The sequence below is a fragment of the Ensifer sp. MJa1 genome, assembly GCF_037026475.1.
Taxonomy (GTDB): domain Bacteria; phylum Pseudomonadota; class Alphaproteobacteria; order Rhizobiales; family Rhizobiaceae; genus Ensifer.
Genome location: NZ_JAKUMO010000031.1, coordinates 1 through 13,596, shown reverse-complemented (window position 1 = coordinate 13,596; position 13,596 = coordinate 1). Strand labels below are relative to the sequence as shown.

Here is a 13,596-nt window from a genome sequence, read left to right as displayed (position 1 = left end):
ACCACGCGAACTCCACCAGCACGTCGCCTTGGTGCAGTTGCGAAGTATCGATCCTTGAAAGATCGGCCTCCTGCCCGCTGTCGGACTTTTCGATCCGGACGGCGTCAAACCTCTGAGGTTCTCATTCCTGGATTTCCCTGTTTTGCTTACGCGACTTTCTTTGCGCCGGGCGTTGAGCAGGCCACTTGCGAATTGACCATGGCGTGAACCGCCTGAGGGAGTGTCAAGACACCTATGGCTTGACCGCCGGCATCGACAACGGCGATCTCATTTTCCCGAGCCAGCGTCATCGTCCTTGCCGCTTCCTCCAGTTTCGCGCCGGCTGCCACCGAGATTTTCAGGTCACAAGTTGAAGCATTCAGCGCGGTAGCGACCGTCTCGACATTGATGACGCGGGCGCGGTTCACTTCCCGGACGAAACTGGCGATGTAATCGTTGGCCGGGTTCATCACGATGTCCTGCCCGGTGCCCTGTTGCACGACTTCCCCGTCCCGCAATATCGCGATGCGGTCCCCGAGCCTCAGCGCCTCGTCAAGGTCATGGGTGATGAACACGATCGTCTTCTTGATCTCCTTCTGCAGGTCGAGCAGCACGGTCTGCATGTCGACGCGAATGAGCGGGTCCAGCGCGGAAAACGCCTCGTCCATCAGCAGGATCGGCGCATCGTTCGCCAGCGCACGGGCAAGACCGACACGCTGCTGCATACCCCCGGACAACTGATTGGGATATTTGCTCTCGAATCCCTTGAGCCCAACACGTTCGATCCATCGTATGGCGCAGTCGATCTGCCGGTTCCGAGGCGCCCCTTGTATCTCCAGGCCATAAAGGGTGTTTTCGAGAACGGTGCGGTGCGGAAGGAGTGCAAACTTCTGGAACACCATGGCTGTCTGATGCCGACGGAACTCGCGCAACTGCACGGCATCCATCTTAACCACATCCTCGTCACCGATGACGACTTCACCTGACGTCGGATCGATAAGGCGATTGATGTGGCGAATGAGCGTGGACTTTCCCGATCCCGAAAGTCCCATGATCACCTGAATACCACCGGCAGGCATGGAGATGTTGATGTCTTTCAGACCAAGGATATGGCCATGTTTTGCGTTCAGTTCCGTCTTCGTAACACCCTGCTCGACGAGCTTTACGCAATCCGCACCATTTGGTCCGAAGATTTTGTAGAGCTTTTTGATTTCGATGCCGAAGCCGCCGATCTTCTTGTTACCCATGGACCACCTCCCGGTGCTTTTGAAGGCGTGCGCCAAAGGCCTGGCTCACGCGGTCGAAGATGATGGCGATGCCAACGATGGCGATCCCGTTGAAGATGCCAAGCGTGAAGTACTGGTTGGCGATCGCCTTCAGCACCGGCTGGCCAAGACCCTGAACACCGATCATCGAGGCGATGACCACCATGGCAAGCGCCATCATGATCGTCTGGTTGATGCCTGCCATGATTGTCGGTAGCGCCAGCGGCAACTGCACGTTCTTGAGCTTCTGCCAGCCCGACGAACCGAATGCGTCGGCTGCCTCCAGCACATCCTTGTCGACCAGGCGGATACCGAGATTGGTGAGCCTGATCATCGGCGGGATCGCATAGATCACGACGGCGATCAGGCCTGGCACCTTGCCGATGCCGAGCAACATCACGACCGGGATCAGATAAACGAAACTCGGCATCGTCTGCATCACGTCCAGGATCGGATTGACGATGTTCTGAAACCGATCCGACCGGGACATGGCGATGCCGATCGGAATGCCGATGGCGATCGACAGGACGGTGCAGACGAAGATCATCGACACGGTCTTCATCGTATCCTCCCACATGTCGAAGTAACCGATGAGGAGCAGCGTTGCGACCGTGCTGGCGACGATCTTCCAGTTGCGGCTTGCAAACCAGGCGATCAGCGCGATCAACACCAGGATGATCGGCCAGGGCGTCTTCGTCATAAAGCGCTCGGACTGGATAAGAAAGAACTGTAGCGGCTCGAAGATCGCCTCAAGACCGTCGCCATAGGTACGGGTGAACCCGCGAAACCCCTCGTCGATCACCTTTTTGAGATCGCGCAAGGACCCGTCATCCATGTGTGGAAAGCTGAATAGCCAATCCAAAATCTATCCTCCTCGATAATTGCACGCGCATCCCCGAGTTGCGCCTGTTCGTCCGCCGACGCGGCGGGCTCACCGTGGCGCGCCAACAACAGTTGAACGGGATCAGAGCGCCGCCTTGATCTTCTCGGCTGCTTCCGGCGAGACCCAATCCTTCCAGAGGGCTTCGTTTTCTTCGAGGAAGTGTTTGGCACCGTCGTCGCCGCTCGCCTGATTGTCGGTCATCCAGGCCATCAGCTTGTTGACCGTATCGTTGGTCCAGGCGCGCTTGCTGAGATAGGCCATGACGTCCTCACCGGCGCGTTCGGAGAACGGCTTGGTCACCAGTGTCTGGACGGTATCCTTCGGCCAGTCGTTTCTCTTTGGGTCCGGGCAATCGGTGACGGTGTTGCAGCGCTTCCACTCGGCCGCGTCATAGTCAACACCATGCTCGACCTTGACCATCTCGTATTTGCCGAGAAGCGCGGTCGGCGCCCAGTAGTACCCGACCCAGCCTTGCTTGCGCTCATAGGCCTTGGCGATCGAGCCGTCGAGCCCGGCGGCCGAGCCCGTGTCGACCAGCGTGAAGTTGGCCTTCTCGCCACCATAAGCCTTGAAGAGTTGACTGGTGACGACCGTGCCACCCCAGCCCTGCGGGCCGTTGTGAATAGCGCCTTTCGACTTGTCTTCGGGATCCGGGAACAGTTCGGGATGCTTGAGGACATCATCGATCGTCTTGACGTCCGGGTGGGCGTCGGCGAGGTATTTCGGAATCCACCAGCCCTGCACCGCGCCATCGCTCAAGACGGTTGATGCGACCACGAGCTTTCCGTTCTTAACGCCGGCGTTGACGACATCAGGCAGAAGATCGACCCATCCTTCCGGAGCGATGTCGGGCTGGCCTTTTTCGGTCATGGACGTGATCGTCGGGACCGTATCGCCCTGTATAATCTCGGCGTTGCAGCCATAGCCTTCGTTCAGGATGAACTTGTCCAGACTGGCGAGCACTTCCGCGCTTTGCCAGTTCATGCTTGCGATTGTAACATCGCCGCACTCCGCCGCCTGTGCGGCACTGCCATACGCCAGCATCGCTGCTGCAAGGCATGTCGAGGCAAAGAGTTCCTTCATTGCACTTCCTCCCTATGTAAGATGCTGAAATTTCGAGCCCGTCAACGCCATTGCTTGCCGCGGACGGGCTGCCCGGCAGCTCCGATATCCTCCTCAGAATCCGACACTGCCATTGCCTGCTAAGTCGGCAGGTATTCCATACTCCATGTCTCGCTGACCGTGCCGGAAGCAATCAGCCGGTCGATCGCCGCGTCGGAATGGTTAAGGGATTTCAGGACGGCACGTGTGGATGCTCCATACTTCTCTGCCGGAGCGACAGCCGTGACCTTGCCGACGGTTGGACGGATGGCGAAGGGGTCGAGTTGGGTGACGGTGTGCCCGCTGGGATGGTCCGGGAAAATCGAGAAGGAATAGCTGCCGCGGTCGGTCCCCGGCGTCCCGTCGGCAATGCGGGCGCTCCGACTGCGGATCGTTTCGATGTTCTCGCAGAGCGATACGCCGATGTCAGCCGCCTGTAGCCGCCGTTGCCAGGTCTCCGCAGGCGCGGTCATAAAGGCTCTCGCGAGATATGCCTCACGATCAGATGCCGCCATCTCCGGTATCCCCTTCAGACCTTCAACCTTTTCAAAACGCGGCAGGTCGGCTTCCGACGCGCACAAAAGAAGGTGCTCTCCCGATGAGGTTTCATAGAGCCGCAACAGGGCATGATAGCCTTTGATCTCGCGGCCAGACGGCTCATCGAAGGGGTCGCGCCCCGCATAGTCGTAGCAGAACGGTATTTGCGCGAGGCCGGTCAGCGCCGACAGCGACGTGCGCGGGCGGCCGATTATCCCGGTTCTGGATTTTTGATACAGAGCCGCAGCAATGCCGAGCGCTGCGCCGAAGCCACACATGACATCGATGGTGCCAACGTGGGCATGTTCCTCCGGCGTTTCCATCGAGCCGCCGAAGCGTAGCATGATCCCGGTCGCCGATTGCACGAGGTCATCATAGCCGAGATAGTCAGTGCGCGGGCCGGTGCGCACGCCGCCAAAGCAATCCAGCTGGCAAAAGATCGCCTGGGGATTGAGCGCCTTCAGGCTCTCGGCATCGAGCCCCATAGCCTTGACCTGGCGGTCGGTAGCGTTCCAAACCACGACGTCGACGGAGCGCACCAATTCCTCGAAGACAACGCGACCATCGGGTGAAGCGATGTTCAGCAACACGGACTGCTTTCCGCGCATGTGCGACATGCCGAAGATCACGGTGTTCCAGCAGTCATAGAGCGGCTTTGCCGGATCGACCTTGATTACCTCCGCGCCAAAGCGGGCGAGATAGGCGACCGAGTGCGGACCTGCGATCACGTTGCAGAGGTCGAGCACTTTTATGCCGTCCAGCCAGCCGCCAGGGGCTTCGGCCACGGGAGCCGGCAAAGGTGGGTACTCCATGTCCGCAAGCAGCGCCAGCGCGTCCTCGACCGTTCCCCAGCGGCGCGGGCTCGGCGCAAGCATGGCTTCACCACTTTCCTGCAACCAGGCCATCGGCCCCGGCTGCGTCATGCGCCCCAGGATCGGATCTTCCACCTCGATCATCAGGCCGGCGGCCCTGGCGTGGTCGTCGGCGATCCATTCCTTCAGCCAGCGTTGCGGAGCGCCTGGAAACAATCCCTCCCCGAAGATCCGTTCCCATTCGGCGGCCGTCTTCGTCAGGAAGACCTCTTTCATGCGGGCCGCGATCTTGTCGGCCCAGAATTTCGGGAGCGGATAGACGCCAAGGGAGACGTCCGACGACCATTCCGAGACCGGCAGATAGGTGTCTTCTTCCTCGCGCAGCCCTTCGGCAACCAGCTCGTCATAAAGATCGAGCGTTTGCAGGCACCGTTTCGCATGGTTCTTGTGGCTGGGGCAAACGACGTAGAACATCCGCCCGTCGGCGCACATGTAGCTGCGATAGAAGGGATCAAGGAATTCCTGAAGGTCGTCGTAGGACATATCCATCGGCAGACCTTCGCTGCGACGCCGCTCGATCTCACGTTCGCGCTGGGTCTGGTAGCGTTGCGGATAGTCGTCGATGAGGATCGAGTTATAGGAGAGACCTTCCATGACGGCGCTTGCCAGCGGCACCTCGATGTGATCGCCGTGCCCGGTGCGCAGTCGCGCCTGAAGGGCCAGCACGGTCGCGGATGCCGCCAGCATGGTCCCGTAGGCGGAAGAGAGCGGTAGCGGCGAGAAGGAGGGGTTGACGCCCATCAGAACGCGATTCAGCCCCATATCCGTGAAGACGCCGGAGGACGCCGCGATCACCGTCTCGAAGGCCCGCCAATCCCGGCGAAGCTGGTCATTTGAGGCAAACCCAGGGATCGACAGCGTGATCAGCTCCGGCCGCGCCTTTCGTAGCGCCGCAAAATCGATTCCGAGCCGAGCAAGCACGCCGGGGCGGAAATTCTCGACGATAATATCGGCCTCCGCCACCAGCGCCTTCGCCTGTTCCATCCCCTCTGCGGTCTTCAGGTCGAGAGTGACGATCAGTTTGTTGCGATTGAGGATCGCGTTAGCGGGATTATCCCAGAGCGGGCCGCCGGGCGGATCGACATGCACGACCGTCGCGCCGAGATCCCCGAGGATCATGGCGACGGCCGGGCCGGCGATATACTGGCCGAAGTCGACCACACGCACGCCGGAAAGCGGAAGCGCTGAATGCGCGATCGATGTCATTGCTGTTCTCCTCCCAAAACCTTTCTAGGCCCGCGCACGAGCATCGGCGACAATCCAGCCCGCTGCCTTTTCGGCGATCATAAGCGTCGGGGCGTTGGTGTTGCCGCTGGTGATCTTCGGCATGATGCCGGCGTCGACGACGCGAAGGCCCGCAATGCCCCGCACCCTGAGACGGCTGTCCACCACAGCCATCGGATCGTCGTCGCGCCCCATCTTCGTCGTCCCGACGGGATGAAAGATGGTGTTGGCGATATCGCCCGCGAGCCGCACCAGCTCCTCATCGCTCTGGAACTGCAAGCCAGGCTTCCATTCCTGCGGCTGGTATTTCGCAAGTGCCGGCTGCGACACGATCTTGCGCACCTGCCGGAGACTCTCGGCCGCAATACGGCGGTCCACTTCCGAGCTGAGATAGTTCGGCGCAATCGCCGGGGCGTCCGAAACCTTTCCGGAGCGAATGCGCACGCTTCCGACGCTGGTCGGGTTGAGATTGCAGACGCTCGCGGTGAAGGCGGGAATGCTGTGCAACGGCTCGCCAAAAGCGTCGAGGCTGAGCGGCTGGACGTGATATTCCAGATTGGCGTGGGCCTGGCTGTCGTCAGACCGGGTGAAGGCGCCGAGTTGCGATGGCGACATGCTCATGGGGCCGCTGCGTTTAAGCGCATATTCGAGCCCGATCATTGCCTTGCCGAACAAGCTGTTGGCCAAAGTGTTCAACGTCTTCGCATTGCCGACCTTGAAGACCGCACGAATTTGCAGATGGTCCTGAAGATTTTCCCCGACGCCCGGAAGACCATGGGCGACCTCGATGCCGTGGCGCTTCAGGAGTTTGTCCGGCCCGATGCCCGACAGTTGCAGGATCTGCGGCGAACCGATCGCGCCCGCGGAAAGGATGACTTCCCTGCGCGCGCGGACCTCCGCACTCCGCCCCTGCCGCTGAAGTGCGACGCCAACACAACGCTTGCGGCCGGAATCTTCGGTTTCAAGGATCAGCCGTTCGGCATGGGATTGCGTCCAGATCGTCAGGTTCGGGCGACTCTTCGCCGGGCGCAAGAAAGCCTTTGAGGTATTCCAGCGCCAGCCGGATCGCTGGTTGACCTCGAAATAACCGACGCCCTCATTGTCGCCACTGTTGAAATCGTCGGAGCGCGGAATGCCGGCCTCGACAGCGGCCTCGGCGAAGGATTCCAGAATATCCCATTTGAGCCGCTGCTTTTCGATCCGCCATTCGCCGCCGTGGCCGTGCATGTCGGAGAACCTACTGTTGCCGCCGGTCTGAGGGTCCGCACCGCCATCCAGTCGGTAATGATCCTCATGCGCCTTGAAATCGGGCAGGCAATTCTGCCATGACCACGCATCGTCCCCCGTCTGCGCCGCCCAGCCGTCGAAATCACGAGCCTGCCCACGCATATAGATCATGCCATTGATCGAGGAGCAGCCACCGAGCGTCTTGCCGCGCGGATACCGCAGAGACCGGCCGTTTAGCCCGGCATCCGGTTCGGTCTTGAACAGCCAGTCGGTGCGGGGATTGCCAATACAGTAGAGATAACCAACGGGGATATGGATCCAGGGATAGTTGTCCTTGCGGCCAGCTTCCAGCAACAGCACGCGTGCAGATGGATCGCGGCTGAGGCGATTGGCGAGCAGGCAGCCCGCGGAGCCTCCGCCGACGATGATATAGTCAAACGTCTCGTCGGCGAGATGAGAAGCGCCGCTGATCATCGGCTTACCCGCCTGCTGCGATGCAACGCCGCACAATCATAAGATTCGACGATTTGTCGTGGCATTCTAGCCTCCTCCTCACCTCTATTTTCAGGAATAGCGGAGGAGCGGTGCGGAAATCCAATGACAAATAGCATAAGGCATTATAAGTGAAGCTAATATGCTTCAGTCCATTGACCTGAGAACACTAAGGGCATTCGCTACTGTCGCGCGCGAAGGCAACGTCACGCGCGCCGCAGAGCAACTGCATATCACCCAACCTGCCGTCACGCTGCAATTGAAGCGCCTTGCCGCCGACACGGGGCTTACCTTGTTCCGGCGGACCTCCACGGGTCTGGAGCTGACGCAGGAGGGGGCTCTCCTTGCCGCCAAGGCCGAGCAGGTGCTGGCGGCACTTACGGATTTCGGACAGACGGCCGGGCACCTCGCAACCCGCGTGCGGGGGAAACTACGGATCGGCACCATCATCGACCCGGAGTTCACGCGGTTGGGGGCGTTTCTGAAGGCGCTGATCGAAAGCGGGCCGGGCATCGAGACGACGCTGCGCCATGGCATGAGCGGGGACGTACCGGAAGGGCTTCGGCGGAATGAACTCGATGCTGGATTCTTCCTCGGAGACCCAAGGGACTATGATCCTGTAGCCGAGCTTTCGGATGAAACTACCACCAAGATGTTTTTTGGCAGGGAGCTGGCACAACTGACCTATCGCGTCGTCGCCCCGCCGTCGCTCGCCACCTTCGTGCGCGGTGCGAATTGGGTACAGCTAGCATCCCTGCCGTGGATCGGCACACCACCCGCTTCCGTGCATAACCGACTGCTGGCACGCCTGTTCACCGATCTTGGCCTACGCCAGAACATCGTCTCCCAGGTTGATCAGGAAGCGTCGATGGTGGCCATGGTCCGCACGGGCGTTGGCTTGAGCCTCTGTCGTGAATCGATCGCCCTCCATGAACAACAAGCCCACGGGCTCTTCATCGCCGATGCCGTGAAAATTTCGACGACATTGAGCTTCATATGCATGGAAGCTCGGAGAGATGATCCAACTGTTGTGGCCGCATTTGATGCAATCAAACGTGTTTGGGGTTAACCAGATCAATTCGCTTGCAAGCGGCGTTGAAGTAACCCCCTCGGGCTGGACCACGAGGCACGGAAAAGCCGATACGCTCTGTGGGCCCCAGTCGGATAAGGCTCATGAACTTGACCTGCCCCTCCCTTGCCATTTCGCCAATCCGAAGAACGGCGAAAGCCCGCTGGATTTCTCCAAGCGGGCTTTTGCTTTGATTTGGTTGCGGGGGCCTGATGACGCAGAGACTTGTAATTTCATGCTCCTATTCAGACCGCAAGGATTGCGACCCGTGATCGTGTGGGTAGCGATGGTCACCGGTGCTTTATCTCGTCACAATCAGAAGCGAATTATGATCCGCAGCCCACCACTGTCGATGTTTTGAATATCTATCGAGAGGTTATAAACATCGGCAATGTCACTGACGATGGCGAGGCCGATGCCTGTTCCAGGCGTCTTGAGATCGAGGCGTATGCCGCGCTTCATGATCGCGGAAAGGCCATCGGGACTGGCACCGGGACCGTCATCCTCGATCATCAAAACGGGCCTTTCGTCCTGCCGCTGTGCTTTGATCCGAATGGCGGATCGGCTCCATTTCACTGCATTGTCCAAGATGTTGCCAAGGACTTCCTGCAGGTCACTCGGGTCCATTTCAATAGTAGTCCCCGGCGCGACGTCGATGGTCCAGCTCAATTTCTCGCCGCGTGGCGTTCGCCTCAGCGTGCGCAAGATTATGTTGAGCGATGTGGCGAGATCGGCGTCAGTCGAGCGCAGCGCGGCGCTCCCTGCTATCCGACTGCGCGTCAGCTCCCGGTCGACATGGGATTTCATGACACCGGCCAGATGAACCAACTCGTCCGCGATTTCGACTTCGCCGCGCTCGCGTAGTGTCTCTGCATCATTGAACAAAACGGTCAAAGGCGACTTCAGTCCGTGTGCCAGATCGGCAGCACGCGTTCTGGCCCGTGAGATCAGCTGTGACTGGGCTTCGAGCAACCGATTGACCGCATCGACAACGGGCTGGAGTTCTCTTGGGAAAGAGCCGTTGAGACGGTCGGCCTTTCGCGTGCGGATGCGGTCGAGGCCCTCACTCACCGATGAAATCGGACGCAGGCCGTAGGTCAACTGAGCCAGCGAGGCCGCGATCAGGAAGACGGCAAGCGCCACCATATAGGGAACAATATCCAACATGAAGGTCCGGCTCGCCTTTGACACCACGGAAGCATCGACCGCCGCTGCGACACGGATGGCCCGTTTTCCATCGGGAGCAGCGAATATGATCTTGCGCTCCTGCACGATGAGGTCAGAGCCTTCCGGTCCTGCGAGATGATAGCGATGGATGGAACCTGCTTCCTGGTCGTCATCTGGCAAGGGAAGCGAGGTATCCCACAGCGAGGCGGAGCGCAACGTCCTGTTGCGAAGGTCGTCCTCCACTTGCCAGTAAAGGCCACCGTAAGGCTCATTGAAGCGGCGATCGACGGGCCGATCAGGAAGTTCAATCCTACCGTCGGCAGTGAAGCGAAGCGTTCCAGCTATATTGTTGATGTGCCCGGTCAGTTCCACATCGATGCGGCGCTCGAGGTTGCGGGTGAACAGGTCAATTAAAACGAGGCTGGCCATGATGAGCGCGAGGATCACGCTGATGATGGACACCAACAGGAAACGACGACGGATCGAATGCCTCATGCGACGCTTCCGTTGATGCGGTATCCATAACCTCGCCGGGTGACGATGACATCGCGACCAAGTTTGCGGCGCAGACGACCAACAAGCACCTCCACAGAATTGCTGTCGCGCTCAAAGTCCTGTGCGTAGAGCTGTTCGGTCAATTCGATCTGAGAGACATTGCGCTCGCTGTTGTTCGCTAGAAATGCCAGACAGCGGTATTCAAGAGGCGTAAGATCGATGGGCAGGCCGAGGCGTGTGACGGTCTTTGTCCGCGTATCTATGGTGATTTCACCGAACATCATGGTGGAACTCGCCTGGCCCGCGTTGCGCCGGATGATGGCACGAAGACGGGCGAGCAGTTCCGCCATCTGGAAGGGTTTTGCGAGGTAGTCGTCGGCACCAGCATCAATGCCCTCCACCTTCTCCTGCCAGTTGCCACGCGCCGTCAGGATCAACACGGGCGTCGCCCGGCCTTCAGCCCGCCAGCGCTTCAGAATGGAAAGACCGTCCATTTTCGGCAGGCCGAGATCAAGCACAATTGCCGCAAATTCCTCGGCGTCACCTGTAAACCAGCCTGACTCTCCGTCTTTTTCATGAACAACGACGAAGCCGGCGCGCTCGAGATGGGTGACAACATCGCGGGCGATCAGGGGATCGTCTTCAACAAGCATCACTCTCATTCGTCGTTCTCAATTTCAAGCACGACACCCGATGCTGCGTCGACTTCGACCTCAACCATCCGGTTGTCTGGCCTCAGCACACGAAATTCGTAGACTGCGACGCCGTGCTCCTGGTCAATTGACGTCGAGACGATCTCGCCGTCCACCTCGCCCGCAACGATGCGCCTCAGTTCGGCCAGCGATTTTATCTCGCCCCTCTGGACGCGTTCGCGAATATGTTCACGTGCATCGTCCGGCGAGACGACATCCTGATGATCGTCATCGGCGCGTGATGCAGAGACATGGGCAAGCATCACGCCAAGCAGGAGCGCAAGCGCCAGCGACGCTGTCGCGCTCCCTTTTATCCTGGCGAACAATCCCTGTCTCATCCTCCATTCCTATCATCGCGAAGCTGAAGTTTCGCTGACATTTTGCGTCAGCTATCGCTCAGCTGCCTTCGCCTACTTTGCAGTCAACGGTTCGCAGCAACGGTGCTCGGCCGGGTCAACGAAGGATAATGACGATGAAAAATATCTTGATTGCCTCCCTGTTCGCCACTTCCGTTTTCGCCGGCGTTGCCCATGCAGAGGACGCTGGCAAGTGCGGAACTGCTCCACAGGACAAATGGATGACCCAAGATGCCCTGAAGGCGAAGGCAACGGAGATGGGCTTCGACGTTCGCCAGATCAAGGTCGAAGACGGCTGCTATGAAGTCTACGGCATCAAGGACGGCCAGAAGGTCGAAGCGCTCTTCAATCCGGAAACCGGCGTTCAGGTCGGCGTCGACGGAGACGATTGATGCGTAGCGCCGAGCACGAAATGCTGGGCTCCCTGACCGGTCGCAAGCAGCGACCGGAACGGATCAAGGTCTGGGACCCCGTGGTCAGGCTGTTCCACTGGGCGCTGGTGGCGTTTTTCGCCTTCTCGTTCTTCACGGGCGACGAATGGAAGTCGGCGCATATCTTGTCGGGTTACATGATCGGCAGCCTTGTAGCGATCCGTGTTCTTTGGGGCCTGTTCGGCTCGGAGCACGCGCGTTTCGTCAACTTCGTTCGCAGCCCGTTGACCGTCCTTGGCTTCCTCGCCGATACGGCCCGCATGCGCGCCAAACGCTACATCGGGCATAATCCGGCAGGCGGCGTCATGGTGATAGCGCTTCTCCTGATGATCGCGGGCACGGTCGCCACCGGCTACATGATGACGACCGATACCTACTGGGGCGTCGAATGGGTGGAAGACATTCACAAGACATTGGTTTACTCGACCCTTGGCCTGATCGTTCTTCATATTCTCGGGGTCCTGCTCGCCAGCATCGAGCACCGAGAGAACCTCGTCCGCGCCATGATCACAGGCTGGAAACGTAGAAACTGAGATCGTGTGCCTATACCAATGCCAGAGCTACGATCTTACGTTCCCGCGCTATTCGTGCGCGGGAACGATCTCGTAGGAGCTATTTGCCGAACCCGTCCGATCGGAGTTCACGAAGTCGCGTCGCACGCCTCCGCCGGACGCGTTGGCCGTTCAGATGGCCTTTCCGACGACAGCACCGATACCTGCCGTCAGCGCCATGGCAAACGCGCCCCAGAACGTCACGCGCAAGGTTGCCCGCACGACGTTCGCGCCGCCGGCTTTCGCGCCGATCGCACCAAGAAGGGCAAGAAACGCAAGGGAGGCAACCGATACGGTCGCGACGAGCATCGAGGCTGGCGAGATCAAGACCATGGCAAGGGGCATCGCAGCTCCAACCGCAAAGGTTGCAGCCGAGGTCAGCGCTGCCTGGATTGGTCGCGCGGTGGTGATCTCGGATATGCCGAGTTCATCCTGGGCATGGGCGGCGAGTGCGTCCCTGGCCATCATCTGATCGGCGACCTGCCGCGCCAGAACGACGTCCACTCCGCGCTTGACGTAAATCTGGGCGAGTTCTTCACGCTCGAACTCGGGTTCGGTTGCCAGTTCCGTGCGCTCGCGGTCAAGGTCCGCCTTTTCTGTGTCGGCCTGCGAACTCACCGAGACGTATTCGCCGGCCGCCATCGACATTGCGCCAGCAACCAGACCGGCAACGCCCGCAACCAGAATTTCTGAGCTTGCCGCCGAGGCCGTAGCCACGCCGACGATAAGACTTGCCGTCGAGACGATGCCGTCATTGGCACCAAGGACGGCGGCACGTAGCCACCCTATCCGTGAGACGAGATGATTTTCAGGATGCAGACGGCTCATACTTTTCTCCCGATCGCGCCCACGAGGCGGCGATCATGTTGGAAATTGTACCGTACTTGCGGGCGTTCTTGTCCAGGAATTCGAGGCGCTGTTCGCTTTCACGCGCAACGATCACCAATTGATAGTCGATCGATGTGATTTTCGATGGTGCCTCCTGCCGGACGGCGTGAAGGTGACCTCGACGCTGGAGGCCGCATAAGCTGGGTTGCCTACTGTTCGCCCACTCGGAAGACAAAACGCCGGCTTTCTCCTATGAAATCGGCCGAGAGCGGAAATCATTTCCGTTTACGCCTTATATTAGACGCGAAAAGCCCGCCGGATTTCTCCAAGCGGGCTTATTGTATTTGGGAATTTGGTTGCGGGGGCAGGATTTGAACCTGCGGCCTTCAGGTTATGAGCCTGACGAGCTACCGGGCTGCTCCACCCC

General features: G+C 59.6%; 13 protein-coding genes. 4 read left to right on the top strand and 9 right to left on the bottom strand.

Annotation, left to right across the window (positions count from 1 at the left end):
• Positions 1-146: 146 nt before the first annotated feature.
• From MKZ91_RS28225 to MKZ91_RS28205, 5 genes are all read right to left on the bottom strand, one after another.
• The gene (locus MKZ91_RS28225) at positions 147-1,226 is read right to left on the bottom strand and encodes a quaternary amine ABC transporter ATP-binding protein (protein ID WP_336174360.1); all 1,080 of its coding nucleotides are present in this window, start codon (positions 1,224-1,226) and stop codon (positions 147-149) included.
• On the bottom strand, positions 1,219-2,106 hold the full coding sequence (locus tag MKZ91_RS28220; protein WP_336174359.1) for an ABC transporter permease: 888 nt from the start codon (positions 2,104-2,106) through the stop codon (positions 1,219-1,221). The genes MKZ91_RS28225 and MKZ91_RS28220 overlap by 8 nt, the downstream gene beginning before the upstream one ends.
• Before the next feature lie 102 nt (positions 2,107-2,208).
• The gene (locus MKZ91_RS28215; RefSeq protein WP_336174358.1) at positions 2,209-3,210 is read right to left on the bottom strand and encodes an ABC transporter substrate-binding protein; all 1,002 of its coding nucleotides are present in this window, start codon (positions 3,208-3,210) and stop codon (positions 2,209-2,211) included.
• A gap of 119 nt (positions 3,211-3,329) precedes the next feature.
• Entirely contained in the window at positions 3,330-5,843 is a 2,514-nt protein-coding gene (locus tag MKZ91_RS28210) for a CoA transferase (protein ID WP_336174357.1), read from the bottom strand.
• A 24-nt stretch (positions 5,844-5,867) separates the two neighbouring features.
• Complete coding sequence (locus tag MKZ91_RS28205; protein WP_336174356.1) at positions 5,868-7,562, bottom strand: GMC family oxidoreductase; 1,695 nt, start codon at positions 7,560-7,562, stop codon at positions 5,868-5,870.
• Positions 7,563-7,722: 160 nt separating this feature from the next.
• Between MKZ91_RS28205 and MKZ91_RS28200 the strand changes: the two genes are divergently transcribed.
• Together MKZ91_RS28200 and MKZ91_RS28195 are read left to right on the top strand one after the other, a co-directional pair.
• On the top strand, positions 7,723-8,649 hold the full coding sequence (locus tag MKZ91_RS28200) for a LysR family transcriptional regulator (RefSeq protein ID WP_336174355.1): 927 nt from the start codon (positions 7,723-7,725) through the stop codon (positions 8,647-8,649).
• A complete protein-coding gene (locus tag MKZ91_RS28195; protein WP_336174409.1) occupies positions 8,597-9,010 on the top strand; it encodes a hypothetical protein in 414 nt (137 codons plus the stop codon). The genes MKZ91_RS28200 and MKZ91_RS28195 overlap by 53 nt, the downstream gene beginning before the upstream one ends.
• On the opposite strand, the gene MKZ91_RS28190 is transcribed toward MKZ91_RS28195, so the two are convergent.
• The 3 genes from MKZ91_RS28190 to MKZ91_RS28180 are packed head-to-tail and all read right to left on the bottom strand — an operon-like array spanning position 8,965 to position 11,341.
• Entirely contained in the window at positions 8,965-10,311 is a 1,347-nt protein-coding gene (locus MKZ91_RS28190; protein ID WP_336174354.1) for a sensor histidine kinase, read from the bottom strand. The genes MKZ91_RS28195 and MKZ91_RS28190 overlap by 46 nt on opposite strands.
• Positions 10,308-10,973, bottom strand: a complete 666-nt coding sequence (locus tag MKZ91_RS28185) for a response regulator transcription factor (protein ID WP_336174353.1) — start codon at positions 10,971-10,973, stop codon at positions 10,308-10,310. Before MKZ91_RS28185 ends, MKZ91_RS28190 begins: the two co-directional genes overlap by 4 nt.
• Entirely contained in the window at positions 10,970-11,341 is a 372-nt protein-coding gene (locus tag MKZ91_RS28180) for a PepSY domain-containing protein (protein WP_336174352.1), read from the bottom strand. The genes MKZ91_RS28185 and MKZ91_RS28180 overlap by 4 nt, the downstream gene beginning before the upstream one ends.
• 128 nt (positions 11,342-11,469) lie before the next feature.
• Here MKZ91_RS28180 and MKZ91_RS28175 point away from each other — a divergent pair, with 128 nt between their 5' ends.
• Together MKZ91_RS28175 and MKZ91_RS28170 are read left to right on the top strand one after the other, a co-directional pair.
• The gene (locus tag MKZ91_RS28175; protein WP_336174351.1) at positions 11,470-11,751 is read left to right on the top strand and encodes a PepSY domain-containing protein; all 282 of its coding nucleotides are present in this window, start codon (positions 11,470-11,472) and stop codon (positions 11,749-11,751) included.
• On the top strand, positions 11,751-12,323 hold the full coding sequence (locus tag MKZ91_RS28170) for a cytochrome b/b6 domain-containing protein (RefSeq protein ID WP_336174350.1): 573 nt from the start codon (positions 11,751-11,753) through the stop codon (positions 12,321-12,323). The genes MKZ91_RS28175 and MKZ91_RS28170 overlap by 1 nt, the downstream gene beginning before the upstream one ends.
• A gap of 150 nt (positions 12,324-12,473) precedes the next feature.
• On the opposite strand, the gene MKZ91_RS28165 is transcribed toward MKZ91_RS28170, so the two are convergent.
• Positions 12,474-13,169, bottom strand: coding sequence for a VIT1/CCC1 transporter family protein (locus tag MKZ91_RS28165; protein WP_336174349.1), 696 nt, complete (start codon positions 13,167-13,169; stop codon positions 12,474-12,476).
• Positions 13,170-13,596 lie beyond the last annotated feature (427 nt).